At 72.7% G+C, this 17,199-nt stretch carries 16 protein-coding genes; 7 read left to right on the forward strand and 9 right to left on the reverse strand.

Annotated features, from left to right (window positions below; all coding sequences use genetic code 11):
* Positions 1 to 234: 234 nt before the first annotated feature.
* Positions 235 to 525, reverse strand: a complete 291-nt coding sequence (locus AC07C1_RS07795) for a hypothetical protein (RefSeq protein WP_478937627.1) — start codon at positions 523 to 525, stop codon at positions 235 to 237.
* A gap of 151 nt (positions 526 to 676) precedes the next feature.
* Here AC07C1_RS07795 and AC07C1_RS07800 point away from each other — a divergent pair, with 151 nt between their 5' ends.
* The gene (locus tag AC07C1_RS07800) at positions 677 to 1,246 is read left to right on the forward strand and encodes a hypothetical protein (RefSeq protein ID WP_478937628.1); all 570 of its coding nucleotides are present in this window, start codon (positions 677 to 679) and stop codon (positions 1,244 to 1,246) included.
* Between the two features lie 15 nt (positions 1,247 to 1,261).
* Here AC07C1_RS07800 and AC07C1_RS07805 read toward each other — a convergent pair whose 3' ends face one another.
* The 5 genes from AC07C1_RS07805 to AC07C1_RS07825 all read right to left on the reverse strand — a co-directional run bounded on the left by AC07C1_RS07805 (position 1,262) and on the right by AC07C1_RS07825 (position 6,892).
* Complete coding sequence (locus AC07C1_RS07805; RefSeq protein ID WP_478937629.1) at positions 1,262 to 2,272, reverse strand: LLM class F420-dependent oxidoreductase; 1,011 nt, start codon at positions 2,270 to 2,272, stop codon at positions 1,262 to 1,264.
* A 104-nt stretch (positions 2,273 to 2,376) separates the two neighbouring features.
* Positions 2,377 to 3,198: a DUF5336 domain-containing protein gene (locus AC07C1_RS07810; RefSeq protein ID WP_478937630.1), complete on the reverse strand. Its 822-nt coding sequence runs from the start codon at positions 3,196 to 3,198 to the stop codon at positions 2,377 to 2,379.
* 83 nt (positions 3,199 to 3,281) lie between these two features.
* Positions 3,282 to 4,256 (reverse strand): N-acetylmuramoyl-L-alanine amidase, encoded by a 975-nt coding sequence (locus tag AC07C1_RS07815; protein WP_478937631.1) that lies wholly within the window; start codon positions 4,254 to 4,256, stop codon positions 3,282 to 3,284.
* Between the two features lie 39 nt (positions 4,257 to 4,295).
* Entirely contained in the window at positions 4,296 to 4,946 is a 651-nt protein-coding gene (locus AC07C1_RS07820) for a class I SAM-dependent methyltransferase (protein WP_478937632.1), read from the reverse strand.
* Positions 4,947 to 5,149: 203 nt separating this feature from the next.
* Entirely contained in the window at positions 5,150 to 6,892 is a 1,743-nt protein-coding gene (locus tag AC07C1_RS07825) for an MFS transporter (RefSeq protein ID WP_478937634.1), read from the reverse strand.
* Positions 6,893 to 7,172: 280 nt separating this feature from the next.
* Here AC07C1_RS07825 and AC07C1_RS07830 point away from each other — a divergent pair, with 280 nt between their 5' ends.
* Complete coding sequence (locus AC07C1_RS07830) at positions 7,173 to 7,712, forward strand: SigE family RNA polymerase sigma factor (protein WP_478937635.1); 540 nt, start codon at positions 7,173 to 7,175, stop codon at positions 7,710 to 7,712.
* Positions 7,712 to 8,530 carry a hypothetical protein gene (locus AC07C1_RS07835; RefSeq protein WP_478937636.1) on the forward strand — a complete coding sequence of 273 codons (819 nt, stop codon included), beginning with the start codon at positions 7,712 to 7,714 and terminating at the stop codon, positions 8,528 to 8,530. Before AC07C1_RS07830 ends, AC07C1_RS07835 begins: the two co-directional genes overlap by 1 nt.
* A 40-nt stretch (positions 8,531 to 8,570) precedes the next feature.
* On the opposite strand, the gene AC07C1_RS07840 is transcribed toward AC07C1_RS07835, so the two are convergent.
* A complete protein-coding gene (locus AC07C1_RS07840) occupies positions 8,571 to 9,182 on the reverse strand; it encodes a response regulator (RefSeq protein WP_478937637.1) in 612 nt (203 codons plus the stop codon).
* Positions 9,183 to 9,307: 125 nt separating this feature from the next.
* Positions 9,308 to 9,847 carry a putative immunity protein gene (locus tag AC07C1_RS07845; RefSeq protein WP_478937639.1) on the reverse strand — a complete coding sequence of 180 codons (540 nt, stop codon included), beginning with the start codon at positions 9,845 to 9,847 and terminating at the stop codon, positions 9,308 to 9,310.
* Between the two features lie 251 nt (positions 9,848 to 10,098).
* Here AC07C1_RS07845 and AC07C1_RS07850 point away from each other — a divergent pair, with 251 nt between their 5' ends.
* The gene (locus AC07C1_RS07850; RefSeq protein ID WP_478937640.1) at positions 10,099 to 11,643 is read left to right on the forward strand and encodes an alpha-L-arabinofuranosidase B; all 1,545 of its coding nucleotides are present in this window, start codon (positions 10,099 to 10,101) and stop codon (positions 11,641 to 11,643) included.
* On the opposite strand, the gene AC07C1_RS07855 is transcribed toward AC07C1_RS07850, so the two are convergent.
* Positions 11,621 to 12,898: a sensor histidine kinase gene (locus AC07C1_RS07855; RefSeq protein ID WP_478937641.1), complete on the reverse strand. Its 1,278-nt coding sequence runs from the start codon at positions 12,896 to 12,898 to the stop codon at positions 11,621 to 11,623. The two genes, AC07C1_RS07850 and AC07C1_RS07855, sit on opposite strands and share 23 nt — an antisense overlap.
* Before the next feature lie 1,273 nt (positions 12,899 to 14,171).
* Between AC07C1_RS07855 and AC07C1_RS07860 the strand changes: the two genes are divergently transcribed.
* From AC07C1_RS07860 to AC07C1_RS07870, 3 genes are read left to right on the forward strand one after another with little or no spacing between them, the layout of a single operon-like run.
* Entirely contained in the window at positions 14,172 to 15,065 is an 894-nt protein-coding gene (locus tag AC07C1_RS07860; RefSeq protein WP_478937643.1) for a MaoC/PaaZ C-terminal domain-containing protein, read from the forward strand.
* A 51-nt stretch (positions 15,066 to 15,116) separates the two neighbouring features.
* The gene (locus tag AC07C1_RS07865; protein ID WP_478937645.1) at positions 15,117 to 16,202 is read left to right on the forward strand and encodes a Zn-dependent alcohol dehydrogenase; all 1,086 of its coding nucleotides are present in this window, start codon (positions 15,117 to 15,119) and stop codon (positions 16,200 to 16,202) included.
* Between the two features lie 11 nt (positions 16,203 to 16,213).
* Complete coding sequence (locus AC07C1_RS07870; protein WP_478937646.1) at positions 16,214 to 17,152, forward strand: 3-oxoacyl-ACP reductase; 939 nt, start codon at positions 16,214 to 16,216, stop codon at positions 17,150 to 17,152.
* Positions 17,153 to 17,199 lie beyond the last annotated feature (47 nt).

Below are 17,199 nucleotides of genomic sequence, written 5' to 3' on the forward strand. Positions count from 1 at the left end.
GGGCGGGGGGGGGGGGGGCGGGGGCGGGGGGGCGGGCGGGGGCGCCCCCCGCGCGCCCCCCCGGGGCGGCCCCGCCCCCCCCCGCGGGGGCGGGCCCCCCCCCCCCCCCCCACGACGCCACGTGCGCGGTGTTCGGAGGCGAACACCTACCGACCGGCCTGGACCCCGACTGCTGCCACTGAGAGTGCCCCGCGGGACTCGGTGCCGGTGTGTGCCGGCCGGGTCCCGCGGGGGTCAGCGGCGCTGCATTCGGTTGGCGATGGCGTGGCCGATGAAGAGGTAGACCACGGCGGCGAGCCCGTATCCGGCGACCACCCGGGCCCACGCCTCGTCGAACGTGAACAGATCGTGCGACCAGCCTGCCAGCCAGGAGGCCGCGTCATGGACGAACTGGACCAGGCTGTTGGCCCGGTTTGCGTCCAACAGGTACATCAGAATCCACAGGCCGAGGATGAGGGCCATGATGTCGGCGACGACCGCGACGACCGTGCCGGCCTGATTCGCGCCAGTGCGATATCGAGACATGAACTTCGGATTGCCGCTTCACGCGCGGTGAAACAAACGGGTGTGCGGGCCAGGTCACCCGGTCGGAGTAGCCCGAGTGGCGCAGTCGCGGCGCCCGGGTGAACCTGCCGGAGGAAGCAGACCGCTCGGGGAGACACGTCCGGAGGACCTCGTGCCCGTACCCATACGGCGCCTCTTCGTGGCGCTCACCCTGTGCTGCGCCCTGGTGGCAGGCTCCACCGCCTGCGGAGGCGGCGAGAAGGCCAGTACGAAGCAAGCCGCGACGGTCGCACCCGCCGTCGACGCGGCCACGCCGAGCCCGACCACGTCCGCCGAACGCCAGAAGTTCGCCAAGACCCGCTTCGTGGCGAACGCGGCGCTCGCCGCCGGCGCCACCTATCAGTGGATCGTGAAGCCCTGGAAGGCGGGCAAGTTCAAGAAGGGCGCCAAGGGCCGCAAGCTGACCCTGGTGAAGGCGGGCCTCGCCGGTGTGTTCGCCTACAACCGGCTCAAGGCGGCCCAGAAGAACGCCCAGGGCGACCCGACGCTCTCCAAGGCCCTCGCGCCACTCACCGCCGGTATCGAGGCGCTGAAGAACCTGCCGTCCAAGCTCCGCAAGGGCGACGACAAGGCGGCGGGCTCCTTCGACGACATCATCGACAAGGTGAAGGACGCGGGCAAGAACGCCGGCGCCCCGGTCAAGGACAAGGTGCCCTCGACCTCCGAGCTGTCCAAGGGCTAGGGCCTCTCGTTTGGCCTAGGAGTTCAGCTCCGCCAGCACCCGCAGTGTGTGGGGGTCCGGTGACAGGGCCAGCAGGTCCGTCACCGGGCCCCGGCGCCACAACTCCAGCCGTTCGGCGATGCGTTCGCGGGGGCCGACCAGGGAGATCTCGTCGGCGAAGGCGTCCGGCACGGCCAGTACGGCCTCCTCCCGCCGCCCGGCGAGAAACAGCTCCTGGATCCGCCGGGCCTCCTCCGCGTACCCCATGCGGGCCATCAGGCCGGCATGGAAGTTGCGGGCCGTGTGCCCCATCCCGCCGATGTAGAACCCGAGCATGGCCTTCACCGGCAGCAGCCCCTCGGCCACGTCGTCGCACACCTTCACCCTGGCCATCGGAGCCACCACAAAGCCCTTCGGCAACTCATGCACCACGTCCCCGTACACCTCGGGCCGGCTCGGCGCCCAGTACAGCGGCAGCCAGCCGTCGGCGATGCGGGCGGTCTGCGCGACGTTCCTGGGCCCTTCGGCGCCGAGGAGCACGGGAAGACCGGACCGCAGGGGGTGCGTGATCGACTTCAGGGGCTTCCCGAGACCGGTGCCGTCCGGCCCCCGGTACGGCAGCGGATGGAACCGTCCGTCCACCTCCACCGGCGCCTCCCGGCGCAGCACCTGCCGTACGACGTCCACGTACTCCCGGGTCGCGGTCAGCGGCGACTTCGGGAACGGGCGGCCGTACCAGCCCTCCACCACCTGCGGCCCGGACAGGCCGAGGCCGAGCAGCACCCGCCCGCCGGAGAGGTGGTCCAGGGTGAGCGCGTGCATCGCGGTCGCGGCCGGCGAGCGGGCGGCCATCTGGGCAACGCCCGTACCCAGCCTGATCCTCGACGTTCGCGCGGCGATCCAGGTCAGCGGGGTGAAGGCGTCCGAGCCCCAGGACTCCGCCGTCCACACGGAGTCGTAGCCGAGCCGTTCCGCCTCCCGGGCGAGCGGCACCTGCCCGGCGTCCGGACCGCGTCCCCAGTAGCCGAGTGCGAGACCGAGCCGCATACGCCTGCCTCCTGACGCACCGTCAGACACGAGCCGGGAGGCGACTGTACGACAACGGCCCCCCGCCCGGAAGGGCGAGGGGCCGGTGCGGTACGGCGTACGGCTCAGCCGCGCTGGATGCCGGAGGTGTCCTGGAGGACGCCACGGCGGCCGTCCTGGGTCTGGGCGACCAGCGCGGCACCGCGCTGCTCGACGGCCAGGTACCAGGTGCCGGGGGCCAGTTCGGCGATCGGGTTCGACGAGCCGTCCTCCCCGAACAGCTGTCGGGGAACCGGCACGGCGAACCAGAACGGCGAGAAGTCCCCGCCGGCCGGCTGCGGCGCCGGAGCACCCTGCGGAGCCGGAGCACCCTGCGGCGCCGGAACGCCCTGCGGGGCCGGCTGCTGACCGAACGGCTGGCCCGGCTGCGGCTGGGCGCCGTACGGCTGCTGCGGCTGGGCACCCGGGTAGCCGTAACCCCCCTGCGGCTGGGCGCCGTAGGGCTGCGGGGCGACCGGCTTCGGGGCGGAGACCAGGGCGGCCTGCAGCGCGGGGACGAGGGGCGTGGCGATGGCGGCGGCCGTGAGCACGAGGGCGGCGATGAACCCGAGGATCAGGCCCGCGCCCGCGTCCGCGTTCTCCATGTCGAGCATGGTCCACAGCAGCGTCCAGGTCGCCATGATCGAGAACGCGGTGCCGACCGCGCCGAGGTCGAGCCCGGCCACCTTGCGCGGCTGCGGCAGGCAGCGGTTGACGACGATGAGAACGGCACCGATCACCGCGCCCATGTAGGTGCCCAGGCCCACGCCCAGGGATTCCCACGCGTTCCGGCCGTACTCGGAGCCGTAGCCGGAGATGGTGTAGAAGTCGAGGAACGACGCGATGAACAGCACCACCGCTGCTCCGATCACCACGCCGTCGCCTCTAGTGAGGGAGCGGATATTCACTTCAGGTCCTTCGTAGGTCGTCTCGACGTCGGTAGACACTACCGTCCGCAAGATCCGGCTGTCCGGCCGGTTCCGCCCGCCGGTCACGACCGACGCAGGAAACTCACGATTCCCTCAGAGATCCCTTGCGCCGCCTTCTGCCGCCAGGCGCCGCTGGTAAGCAGTGCCGCGTCCTTGCTATCGCGCATGTTGCCGCACTCGATGAACACCTTGGGAACCGTTGACAGATTGAGACCACCCAGGTCCGTGCGCGTGACGAAACCGGTACCTCCGCCAAGGTAGTTCGAGGGCGGCTCACCGGTGTCCCGGACGAAGTTGCCCACGATGCGCACCCCGAGGTCGTGGGAGGGGCCGACGATCTTCCGGGTGTCCGCGGCACCGGAGTGGACGGACCCCGGCAGGATGACGTGGAAGCCGCGGTTGCCGGGCGCGGAGCCGTCGGCGTGGATCGAGATGGCCGCGTCGGCGTGCGCCTGGTTCCCGATCCGGGCCCGCTCGTCCACGCACGGGCCCCAGGCCGGGCTGTCCCCGTCGTGCGTCAACTTCACCGTGGCACCCAGCCCTTCCAGGAGCGCGCGCAGCCGGTGCGCCACGTCGAGCGAGAACCGGGCTTCCGGGTAACCGGCGTTGGTGGACGTACCGGTGGTGTCGCACTCCTTCCAGTTCGTCCCGATGTCCACCTTGCGGTTGATCTCGGACGCGTGCTGGAAGTTGCCCGGGTTGTGGCCCGGGTCGATGACGACGACCTTGCCCTTGAGTGGCCCGGAGCCGGCCGGCGTCGCCGACGCGGAGGGCGAGGAGGGCGCGGGGGACCGCTTGCCGTCGTCGGTGGGCGAGGCGGACAGGGCCGACGGCGAGGAGGACGCCGGGGCCGTGCGTGAGGCCGGGGCGGGGGACACGGCACGGTCCGGCCCGTCCGAACCACCGCCGCCCACCGCCTCGTACACCAGCCAGCCGAGCAGCGCGCCGGGCACGAGCGCGGCCATCGCCACGGTCAGCGGGCCACGCCGGGGCCGGCGCGGCTGCGGGGGATCGAAGTCGGGGCCTACGTACGACACGCTGCCACCTTACGGGCCGACGGCGGCGGACGCAGGGACTCACATCCCCCCGCGCGTCCGCCGCAGCACCCGCAGCGAGCCCGTCGCCGAGATCTCGGTGAACGCCCCCGACTCCAGGGCCCGCAGATAAATCCGGTAGGGCGCCTGGCCGGTGAACTCGTCCTCGGGGTGCGGGAAGACATCGTGGATGACCAGCAGCCCGCCGTCGGCCACGTGCGGGGCCCAGCCCTCGTAGTCGGCGCTCGCGTGTTCGTCGGTGTGGCCGCCGTCGACGAAGACGAAGCCGAGCGGGGAGCCCCAGATCGCCGCGATCTGCGGGGAGCGGCCGACCAGGGCGACCACGTGGTCCTCGAGACCCGCCCTGAACAGGGTGCGGCGGAAGGCCGGCAGCGTGTCCATGAGGCCGGTCTCGGGGTCCACCGTCGCCGGGTCGTGGTAGTCCCAGCCCGGCTGCTGCTCCTCGCTGCCCCGGTGGTGGTCGACCGTCAGCGCGGTGACGCCGGCCGCACGGGCCGCGTCGGCGAGCAGGACGGTGGAACGGCCGCAGTACGTGCCGACCTCCAGCAGCGGCAGCCCCAGCCGCCCGGCCTCCACCGCCGCCGCGTACAGCGCCAGCCCCTCGTCCACGGGCATGAACCCCTTCGCCGCCTCGAACGCGGCCAGGATCTCGGGCTTGGGTGCGGCGGGCATGGGCGGCCTTTCGGTCGTACGACTGTGGCGCTCATGCTGCCGCACCCCCTGCCGGCGGGCGACAGGGGGTGCGGGTGACGCCTGGAGGGCGTGCGGGGAACCGCGCGGCAGGCCATCGGGGCGCCGCAGCCGCCGGACGGCGGGGCGCGGCACCCCGGGGGGCGCGGCACCCCGGGGGGCGCGTCGCCGCGCCCCGCGGAGCGCTACGCGCTCACCGTCTCTCCTGGCAGCGACAGGTCCATGCCCACCGTCCCCTGCTCCCCGGAGTGCGTCGCGGACGAGGCGAGCGGCCCGTGGCCGGCGGCCCTCGCGGCCAGCACGTACGCCCCCTGCGCGGGGACGGCGAGGGCGTAGGAGCCGTCCTCGGCGGAGACGGTGGCGCCCGCCTGGCGGCCCCGGCGGTCGATCAGGGTGACCTTGGCCCGCGCCACCGGAGCACCGTCGGCGCCCAGGACCCGGCCGGAAAAGCCCCGCAGCGCCTCCTCGGCGCGCTCCAGGCCGGCGTCCTCCTCGCTGCTCGCGCGCAGCTGGGTGTGCTGGGCCGGCCGGGCCGGCTTCGGCAGGAAGAAGGCCAGCAGCAGGCCCACCGCGACGGCGGCCGTGGCGATCAGGAAGGAGACGCGGAAGCCGTGCATGGTCGGGATCGCGACGCCGCCCACGTTGTCCGCCGTGTTGGCCAGCACCATGCCGATGACGGCGCTGGAGACGGACGTGCCGATGGACCGCATCAGGGTGTTCAGGCCGTTGGCCGCGCCGGTCTCCGAGGCCGGGACCGCGCCCACGATCAGCGCGGGGAGGGAGGAGTAGGCCAGGCCGATGCCCGCGCCGAGGACCACGGAGGTGACGATCGTCTGCCAGGCCGCGTCCATCAGGCCGAGGCCGCCGCCGTAGCCCAGGGCGATGATCAGCAGGCCGGTGATCAGGGTGACCTTGGGGCCGTAACGGGCGGACAGGCGGGCGTAGACCGGCGCCGTGAACATCATGGTCAGGCCCAGCGGGGCCACGCACAGACCCGCGACGACCATGGACTGTCCGAGGCCGTAGCCGGTCGCGGTGGGCAGCTGGAGCAGCTGGGGCAGGACGAGCGAGACGACGTAGAAGCTGACGCCGACCATGATCGAGGCGAGGTTGGTGAGCAGCACCTCGCGGCGGGCGGTGGTGCGCAGGTCGACCAGGGGCGCCTGGATGCGCAGCTCGTACACGCCCCACAGGAGGAGCACGGTGAGGGACGCGGCGAACAGGCCGAGCGTCGTACCGGAGGACCAGCCCCAGTCGCTGCCCTTGGTGATCGGCAGCAGGAGCAGTACCAGGCCGGTCGACAGGCCTGTCGCGCCGAGCAGGTCGAAGGAGCCCTCGGCCCGCATGGGGGACTCGGGCACGACGAGGAGGGTGAGGGCGATCGCCAGCGCGCCGAGGCCGGCGGCGCCGTAGAACAGGGCGTGCCAGTCCGTGTGCTGTGCCACCAGGGCCGCGGCCGGGAGTGCCAGACCGCCGCCGACACCGATCGAGGAACTCATCAGGGCCATGGCCGAGCCGAGCTTCTCGCGCGGCAGCATGTCCCGCATCAGGCCGATGCCGAGCGGGATCGCGCCCATGGCGAAGCCCTGCAGGGTACGGCCCACGATCATGGTGAGCAGCTGGCTGGTGACCGCGCTGACCAGGGCGCCGACCACCATCACGGCGAGGCTGAGGATCAGCATCCGCCGCTTGCCGTACAGGTCGCCGAGCCGGCCCATGATCGGTGTGGCGACGGCACCGGACAGGAGAGTCGAGGTCAGGACCCAGGTGGCGTTGCTGGGGGCGGTGTCCAGCAGTTGCGGCAGGTCCTTGATGACCGGCACCAGCAGGGTCTGCATCACCGCGACGGCGATGCCCGCGAAGGCGAGCACCGGGACCACGGCCCCGCCGGCCCGCCGGGTGGGTTGATCGGTCGTCGTGTGAGTCATTGAGTGAGGCCTCCCGTGGACATAAGTGCTGGGTAAACCTCGTATGCGCAGGCAACTATTCCGTTGCTTCGGGCCTCTAATGAATCCTTGACCATTCCATGAGATTCTGATGCCTCGTCAGGCCGTCGGCACGGCTTCGGGGCGACCCCGCCCACCGCGCGGATCGCCCACTCCTCGCCGGCCGTGCCGGCCGGCGAGGGGAAGGAAATCTCCGAGTCCCGCCGATCGAGGCAACGGTCCGGGCGGCCCATGGACTCCTTCTGACATCAAGGAGGTGCCCATGGGGGACGGGAAGAACGCTCGGAACGAGGAGTTCCAGAGCTTCATGATCGGCCGCTGGCCGCGGCTGATGCGTACGGCATTTCTCCTCACGGGGGAACAGCACGCCGCCGAGGACCTGGTCCAGTCGACGCTCGAACAGGTCTACGTGGCCTGGCGCAGGGTCGGCGCCGCCGACAACCCGGAGGCGTATGTACGGCGCGTGATGATCAACGCACACGCTCGCAAACACAGAAGAAGGCTGAAGGAGTTCCTGGCCCCGAAGGACGACTCCGGCCTGGTGCGCGAGGTGGCCGACACGGGGGACCGGATCGCGCAGGCCGACGATCGCAGCGCGCTGCTCAAAGCGCTCGCCCAACTGCCCGTACGGCAACGGGAGGCGGTCGTCCTGCGCTACTGGGAGGACCTGACGGAGACCCAGGCGGCGGAGGCGATGGGCTGCTCGGTCGGCACGGTGAAGAGCAACGCGGCCAAGGGGATCGCGAAGCTCCGCGCCATACCGGGACTGGCCGAGACGGTGACGTACGGAGGGCGGAAGTGATGAGCGCGGACCGGGAGAACCACGACATGACACAGACGGACATCGCCTTCCTCCTCGCGGACGCCGCGGACGAGGTCGAGATCGGCATAGCCCCGGTCCAGGCGGTCATCCGCGGCGGCCGCCGCCGCAGAGCCCGCCGCAGGGCGGTGACCACGGCGACGACCCTGGTGCTCGCGGGGTCGACGGGGGTGGCGCTGGCGTTCGCCGGGCTGCCCGGCGGACACGGCGACCGGGCGGCGCCTGTGGCGACGCGACCGACGTCTCCGGAGGCGCGGCACGTGTACGAGCCCCAGTCGACCGAGCTGTCGAGGGGAACCGAGAAGGGGAAGAGGTGGTACGTCACCTTCGACGTGTGGGGAGCACCGCGCGACGGCCGGGAGGCGGACCGGCAGTTCGGCCTCATGGCGCAGCGGGGCCTCAAGCCGGCGGTGGACAAGCCGGCCGGACTGGTCGGCAAGACGTCCTACTTCGCGATCTGGTCCTACGGGGACGACCGACGGCAGATCACGTTCGACACGGTCAAGAAGATAGAGCGCCTGTCGGGCGACGACCTGGGCGCAGCCGCCGTCAACCTGGGAGAGCTCAGTGCCACGGGCCCCTTCCGGCTGGTGGTCGGCAAGGTCGCCACAACCGCTCGCGAGGTCACCTGCACCTGGAAGGACGGCCGGACGACCGTGGCCCGTCCGGCGGGACCCGCGCCCGCCGCCCCCGACAGTTCCTCGCTGATCCGCCCGGTCGCCGGCTACCCGGGAGCGAACTGGTTCGTGTGCGCCGGTCCCGCCGGGACCACGTACAAGGACGTGAAGGTCACGAAGTAGGCGCGGCGGGGAGGGGGAGCGGAGGGCCCAGGGGGGGAGGTCACAACCACCCCTGCTGCCGGGCCTCCCGTACCGCCTCCGCCCGGTTCCGGGTGCCCGTCTTGCCGATCGCCGAGGACAGGTAGTTGCGTACGGTCGACTCGGACAGGTGGAGCCGCCCGGCGATGTCGGCGACCGTCGCCCCGTCCACCGACGCCTTCAGCACCTCGCACTCGCGAGCCGTCAGCGGATTCGGCCCGGCGCTGAGCGCGGCGGCGGCCAGTGCCGGATCGACCACCGTCTCCCCGGCGAGCACCCGCCGGATCGCCGTGGCCAGCTCCTCCACCGGCCCGTCCTTGACGAGGAACCCGGCCGCCCCGGCCTCCATGGCCCGGCGCAGATAACCGGGCCGGCCGAAGGTGGTGAGGATCAGCACCCGGCAGTCGGGTGCCTGCTCCCGCAGCCCGGCCGCCGCGTCCAGCCCGCTGGTGCCCGGCAGTTCGATGTCCAGCAGGGCCACGTCCGGACGGTGGGTGAGCACGGCGTCCACGATGGCGTCACCGGAGGACAGCTGGGCCACGACCTCGATGTCCTCCTCCATTCCGAGCAGCAGGGCGAGCGCGCCGCGCATCATGCCCTGGTCCTCGGCGAGCAGAACCCGGATGGACTTCATGCGCCCAGATTACGGCCGACGCGCGAACCCATCACCGGGCCGGGGTGCGGGCCATGCCCCTCCGCTCCGCTACCGCACCGGCCCGTCCGGCCGCCTACCGCAGTCGACCCGACGAGGCGGTGCGCTCAGGCGGCCCGGAGCGCGGTGTCGAGAGTGCGTATCAGCTCGCCCACGCGCCCGCCTCCGGGAGGGGCGCCGGGCATCCGGCCGAGCACCGCGGTGACCGCCGCCGGTGCGTGACGGAGCGCCCATGCGAGGGTGGTCCCCGCGGTGGCGCTCCGGTCCGCCGCGGAGGCCAGCTCCTCCGCGCGTGCCGCATGCGCCGCCGCAGCGAGAATGTGTTTCACCTGATGGGCGTCTGCCAGGGGATGAAGGTACGCGGCAGCGGCCGCATGGCTCGCCGCTCGGGCCGCGGCGACCGCGGCGGGTGAAGCGGCTTCCTGCGCCGCTCTGTACGCCGCCCACGCGCGCTGCCGCAGAGCCGCCGTGCGCCGGCCGCCCCCGGCGAAATCGTCTGCCGCGTCGATGGCGTCGCGAGGGCGCGTGTCGCCGGGGAGGCTCTGTTCGAAGATCGACAGCACCCTGCGCGCACTGTCGGCCGCATAGCCCGTGATCTCACGAAGTTCCTGTTCGCTCAGCTCGATACGGTTCGATTCGGTTGCCACGCCGCAATCCTGCCGCAGACCGCCATCCGTGCGCAGACGCTCTCCGGAGGTCGGCGCCCGCCCGTACCGGGGTTGATTAAAGACTCTCCCTTTTCCGGTGCCGCGGGGGTTGACGGCTTCGGGCCGCACGCAAACACTTCCCCTGCATTTCCAGCAATCCCCGGCAATTCGGCAGGCAAAGAGGTTCGGTATTTCGATCGAACATTGTCCGAGATATCGACCATCGCTCTACGACGAACCCGAGGTGCATCGTGCTCCTGAGAACCCCCCGCGTCCTGCTCTCCCTCCTCGCGATCTGCGCCACCCTCACCGCGCTGCTCGTCGGCGCCGGCGCACCCCCGGCCGCCGCCGCGAGTTCGCTGCCCTGTGACCTCTACGGCGCCGCAGGCACCCCCTGCGTCGCCGCGCACAGTCTGGTCCGGGCGCTGTACGCGTCCTACAACGGCCGGCTGTACCAGGTGCGGCGGGCCAAGGACGGGGCCACCGCCGACATCGGCCTCTCGGCCACCGGCGGATACGCCGACGCCGCCGCCCAGGACTCCTTCTGTTCCGGCACGACGTGCGTCATCACCGAGATCTACGACCAGTCCCCGCGCCACAACGACCTCACCATCGAGGGCGCGGGCGGGGCCGGAGCGGCCGACGTGGGGGCGCCCGCGGACGCGCTGCCGGTGACCGCCGGCGGCCATCAGGTCTACGGCCTGGAGATCTCCGCGGGCATGGGCTACCGGGACAACTCCACGTCGGGCGTCGCCGTGAACGGTCAGGCCGAGGGGATGTACATGGTGACCTCCGGCACCCACGTCAACAACCGCTGCTGCTTCGACTACGGCAACGCCGAGACCAACAACATGGACACCGGCAACGGTCACATGGACGCCATCAACTTCGGCACCGAGTGCTGGTTCTCGCCCTGTTACGGACAGGGCCCCTGGGTGCAGGCCGACCTGGAGAACGGGCTGTTCCAGTCCGACGCCGGATACAGCAAGAACTCCGCCAATACCGGCACCGGTCCGTCGCCGTTCGTCACCGCGCTGCTCAAGAACAACGGCCGGGACCATTTCGCGCTGAAATACGGAAACGCCCGGTCGGGCGGGCTGACGACCACGTATTCCGGTGGTGAGCCGACCGCCGGCGGCTACTCGCCGATGCACCAGGAGGGCGCGATCGTCCTCGGCACCGGCGGCGACAACAGCAACGGTTCCATCGGGTCCTTCTTCGAGGGCGTGATGACCTCCGGCATCCCGACGGATGCCGCCGACAACGCCGTCCAGGCCAACATCGTCTCCGTCGGCTACGGCGGCCCGACCGGCAGCACCGGCACCCTGAACCCCGGTTCGGAGATCTCCCTGCGCGCCACGACGCCGTGCTGCACCACCGACTACATCCGGCACCAGAACAACACGGCCGTCGTCTCCCCGGTGACATCGAGCAGTTCGTCCCTCGACAAGAACGACGCGACGTGGATCGTGCGCCGGGGGCTCGCCAACAACTCCTGCGTCTCGTTCGAGTCGCGCAACTACCCCGGTGACTTCCTGCGCCACTTCGACTACCGGCTCTCCCGGCAGCCGATGGACGGCACCGCCCAGTTCCGGGCCGACGCCACCTTCTGCCCGCAGCCCGGCAGAAGCGGCACCGGCACCTCGTTCGCCTCGTACAACTACCCGACGCGATACCTGCGCCACTACGACCACAACGTCTACATAGCGAGCAACGGCGGCTCCAACGCCTGGGACAGCACCACGTCCTGGGCGGACGACGTGAGCTGGGCGGTCAGCTCCCCCTGGGCGCCGTAGCCGTAGCCGTAGGCGCCAACTCCTCCAGAGTCGGCGGGAGTTCCGCGGTGACCGTGAAACCGCCGCGGGGCGACGGGCCGGCCGTCAGGGAGCCGCCCGCCGCCGCGAGGCGCTCGGTCAGCCCCGTCAAGCCCGTGCCGCCGATGCCCTCCCGGGGCCGGCTGACGGGCTTGCCGGTGCCGTTGTCGGTGACCGTGAGCCGGACCCGCTCGGCGGCGCCCTCTACGGTGATCTCGCAGCGCCCGGCGTCGCTGTGCCGGACCACGTTGGTGACCGCCTCGCGCACCACCCAGCCGAGCAGCACCTCGGCCTGCGGGGCGAGCGGAGTTCCGGTCTGGCGCACCACCGGCTCCACGCTCGCCGCGGACAGCGCCGACCGGGCCCGGGTCAGTTCGGTGGCCAGGCTGCCCTGGCGGTAGCCGGTCACCGCCTCGCGTATCTCGGTGAGCGCCTGCCGGCCCACCGACTCGATGTCGGTGATCTGCGCCAGCGCCGCGTCCATGTCGCGCGGGGCCAGCCGGCGGGCCGCCTCCGACTTCACCACGATCACCGACAGGGTGTGCCCGAGCAGGTCGTGCAGATCCCGGGAGAAACGCAGCCGCTCCTTCTCCACCGCGCGCCGGGCCAGTTCCTCGCGAGCGGCGCGCAGCTCCCGTACCGCCTCGGACAGGCCGAGGATCGCGGCGGTCACCATGCTGGAGAGGAAGGTGGCGTAGCCGATGTTCGTCGCGTCCTCCCAGCCGCCCCGCAGGCCGGAGACGGTGCCCGCGTACACCGAGAGCAGCAGGCCCACGCGACCCAGCCACGGGCCGCGCAGGGTGGCACCCGTCGCCAGTCCCAGCAGCGGGAAGAACATCAGCCAGTTGCCGCCGTAGCCGAGGGCGAGTCCCGTGGTCAGCAGCGCCATCAGGGCGAGCGCCACCCGGGTGGACACCGACTCGCGCTTGTCCCGGTCGAAGGAGCGGAAGGTGACGTGGACGTAGAGGGAGTTGAAGGCCAGCAGGCCCAGGCCGCCGATCCAGGGGTTGGGGGTCTTGCCCTGAAGCAGGTTGGAGAAGGACCCCAGGCCCATCAGCAGCCAGGGCAGCAGGGCGAAGCCGGTGGGCGGCGGACCCGGATGGTCGACGCGCGCGGCTCCGCCGTTCTTGCGGGCGGCTCGTTGCGCGGCCTCGAAGCGCTCGTGCTCGGTCCGCCACCGCAGCCCTTCCGCCTGCCAGGCCGCCACCTGGCACCTCAGTCTCCGCCACCATGTCATCTCTGTGTCCCCCCGGTCGGACGGTCCGCGCACCGAGGCGGTGCGACAGCACAGCGTACGAATGGAACGCTACGAAACCGGACCGGCCTGCGGCAGATGCGCTTTGTACGCAGCCGGCCAGTACAAATGTCCCAGCCCTGACCTCTGCCTCCTGCCCCCGGCGCCTGGCTCTCGCCCCGGCCCCGGCTCCTGGCCCCGGTCCCCGGCCCAGGCCCCCCGGCCCCTGGTCCCCAGCCCCCCGGCCCCTAGCCCAGGCCCTGGCCCCTGGTCCGCAGCCCCCGGCCCCTGGTCCGCGGCCCTGGCCCCCTGGCCCACGGCCACAGTCCTCGGCTCCCGGCCCGGTGGGGCCCACGGCCACGGCCACAACTCCCGGTCCTCGGCCCCCGACCCACAGCCCCGGCCCATGGCCTCCGGCTCCTGGCCCGGGCCCTCTGGCCCCGGCACCCGGCACCCGGCACCCGGCCCCTGGCCCCGGCCCCTGGCCCCGGCCCACGGTCCCCGGCCCCTGGCCCACGGCCACAGTCCTCGGCTCCCGGCCCGGTGGGGCCCACGGCCGCGGCCACAGCTCCCGACCCCCGGCCCCCGACCCCACAGCCCCGGCCCGTGGCCTCTGGCTCCTGGCCCGGGTCCCCTGGCCCCGGCGCCCGGCCCCTGGGCCCCGGCCCACGGTCCCCGGCCCCTGGCCCACGGCCACAGCTCCTGGCCCCGGCCGACAGGCCACAGTCCCCGGCTCCCGCCCGGTGAGGCCCACGGCCGCAGCTCCCGGCCCTTGGCCCACGGCCACAGTCCCCGGCTCCCGCCCGGTGAGGCCCACGGCCACGGCCACAGCTCCCGGCCCCCGACCCCACAGCCCCGGCCCACGGTCACCGGCCCCCGACCCACAGCCCCGGCCCCTGGCCCCCGACCCACAGCCCCAGCCCCTGGCCCCTGGCCCTGGCCCCCCGGCCCGGCCCCCGGCACCCGGCCCCCGGCCCACGGCCTCCGGCTCCCGGCCCACGGCCACAGCCCCGCCCCCATAACCCCCGCCACCGGCCCATGGCGCGCGGCTACAACCCTGCCCCCACAGTCCCCGCTCCAGCCCCCAACCCACGTGACCTGACACAACGTCAGGACGCTTCACAACTGTGGGGCGCTGGGCTATACAGGGGGCGCCGGACTGGAACGCGTTCTAGGTCGGCCCGTGGCGACCTCGGTGCGGCCGACGGTGCGGACGGTCGTGCCGGGGTCTCCCACGATCCGCAAGACGCCCCTTCGCCGCCACGTCAGGAGCCTCATGCCCATCGACGCAGCCCTGGCCCTCGCCGCCGAACCCCGCGTCGGCGAGATCAGCTGGACCCCCAAGGACGTCCAGCTCTACCACCTCGGCATCGGCGCCGGAATCCCTGCCACCGACCCGGACGAGCTGCGCTACACCCTGGAGTCGCGGCTGCACGTCCTGCCGAGCTTCGCCACCGTCGCCGGTTCCGGCTCGCCCGGAGTGATCAGCGGGCTGTCCATGCCCGGCGTCGACGTCGATCTGGCCAAGGTCCTGCACGGCGGCCAGAGCCTGAGCGTCCACCGCCCGATCCCCGCCGCGGGCAGCGCCACCGCCACCGGTCGCATCGCCGCCGTCCACGACAAGGGCAAGGCCGCCGTCCTCGTCATGCGCACCGAAGTCACCGACGCCGACGGCCCGTTGTGGACCAGTGACGCACAGATCTTCGTCCGGGGCGAGGGCGGCTGGGGCGGTGACCGCGGCCCTTCCCCACGCCTTCGACCGCCCACCGGAGAGCCCGACCGGACGGTCGACCGGCCGATCCGCGAGGACCAGGCCCTCCTCTACCGCCTCTCCGGCGACTACAACCCCCTGCACGCCGACCCCGAGTTCGCCAAGCTGGCCGGCTTCGACCGGCCGATCCTGCACGGGCTGTGCACCTACGGCATCACGCTCAAGGCGGTCGTCGACACGCTGCTCGGCGGCGATGTGACCCGGGTCCGCGCCTACAGCACGCGGTTCGCCGGGGTCGTCCGTCCCGGGCAGACCCTGCGCATCCGCATGTGGCGCGAGGAGGGCCGGGTGCGGGTCATGGTGGGCACCGCCACGGGAGTCCCCCCGCGCGAGCGCAGCCGAGAGTGGGGAAGGGACGACACGCCGGTCCTCGCCGACACCGTCGTCGAGCACTCCTGACAGCCCGCCGCCCGCCGCCCGCCGCACACCGCCTCCGAGGGGAGCCGCACCATGCGCGCAGCCGTACTGCACGAGATCGGACAGGAGAAGCTGGAGGTCCTCGACGACATCGAGGCGGTGGGCTTCGGCCCCGGCAAGGTGCGGATCCGCGTCCGCGCCACCGGGCTGTGCCACTCGGACCTGTCCGCGATGAACGGGGTACTGCCCCAGCCGGCCCCCTTCGTGCCCGGCCACGAGGGCGCGGGCGAGGTACTCGAAGTCGGGGAGGGCGTACGGCACTTGAAGCCCGGCGACCGGGTCGTCGTCTGCTGGCTGCCCGCCTGCGGCGACTGTCCGGCCTGCCGGCGGGGACAGACCGAGCTGTGCCTGGCCGGGTTCATGAACGCGGGCACCCCGAACTTCAGGCGCTCCGGCGCCGGCCCCTCCGACGTCTTCGGCTTCGCGGGCACCGGCACCTTCGCCGAGGAGGTCGTCGTCGACGCCGGCTGCGCCGTCCCCATCCCGGACGACGTGCCCTTCGACATCGCGGCGCTGATCGGCTGCGGGGTGACGACCGGGCTCGGCGCCGCGCTCAACACCGCCGACGTGGCGGCCGGTTCCTCGGTCGCCGTCATCGGCTGCGGGGGCGTCGGCATCGCGGCGGTGCAGGGCGCGCGGCTGAAGGGCGCCGCCGAGATCGTCGCCGTCGACCCGGTCGCCTCCCGGCGCGAGTCCGCCCTCCGGTTCGGCGCCACCAGGGCGGTCGCGCCGGACGAGCTGCCCGACGCCAAGCAGCAGGTCACCGGCGGCGAGGGCTTCGACTACGTCTTCGAGGTCGTCGGCAGGTCCGCCACCGCCCGCACCGCCTACGAGAACACCCGGCGCGGCGGCACCCTCGTCGTGGTCGGCGCGGGCGCCATGGACGACTTCCTCCAGCTCAACATGTTCGAGCTGTTCTTCGACGAGAAGCGCATCCTGCCGTCCCTGTACGGCGGCGGCGACGTGCTGCGCTCCTACGAACGCACCATCGCCCTGTGGCGGGCCGGCCGTGTCGACCTGGCGGGCCTGATCACCCACCGGGTGCGGCTGGCCGAGATCAACGAGGCACTGGACCAGATGCGTACCGGGACCGCCCTGCGTACGTGCATCGAGATCTGAGGACACGGCGCATGTCACTGCCACTCGAGGGACTGTCCGCGATCGTCACCGGCGCCGGGCGCGGGCTCGGCCGGGCCGAGGCCCTGGAACTCGCCCGGCTCGGCGCGGCCGTCGTCGTCAACGACTACGGGCAGCCCGGCCGCGACGGCACCGGCGAGGCCTCGGCGGCGCCCGCCGAGCAGGTCGCCGCGGAGATCCGCGACCAAGGCGGCCGGGCGGTCGCGCACACCGGAGACGTGGCCGACTTCCAGCAGGCGCGTGACCTGGTGGAGTGGACGATCGGCGAGTTCGGCACGCTCGACATCCTCGTCAACAACGCGGGCATCCTGCGCGACCGCATGGTGTTCTCCCTGACCGAGGACGAGTGGGACTCGGTGGTCCGCGTCCACCTCAAGGGGCACTTCAACACCACCCGCTTCGCCGCCGCGTACTGGCGGGAGCGGTCGAAGGCGGCCGGGGGGCCGGTGTACGGGCGGATCGTCAACACCTCCTCGGAGGCGTTCCTCGCCGGTTCCGCCGGACAGCCCAACTACGCGGCGGCGAAGGGCGGGATCGTGGGCCTCACCACCTCCACCGCCCTCGCCCTGGCCAAGTACGGCGTCACGGCCAACGCGATCTGCCCGCGCGCCCGGACCCGGATGACCGAGGACGTCTTCGCGGGACTCGAACGACCGGGGGAGGGTCTCGACCCGCTCGCCCCCGAGCACGTCGCCCCGCTCGTCGGCTACCTGGCCTCACCGGCCGCCGCCCGGGTCAACGGACAGCTGCTCGTCGTCCACGGCGGCATGGTCGCCGTCGTGGAACGGCCCCGGGTAGGGGCGAAGTTCGACAGCGAGCGGGAGACGTTCACGTACGACGAACTCGACGCGCTGCTCACTCCGCACTACGCGGACCGGCCGCCGGGGGAGACCTTCGCGGCGGCGGAGGTGCTGGGGCTCAAGCGGGGCTGAGCACGAGAAGAGGGGGCGCCCGTCGGGCACCCCCTCGTCCGCTGCGG

The organism is Streptomyces sp. NPDC045022 (assembly GCF_056432605.1).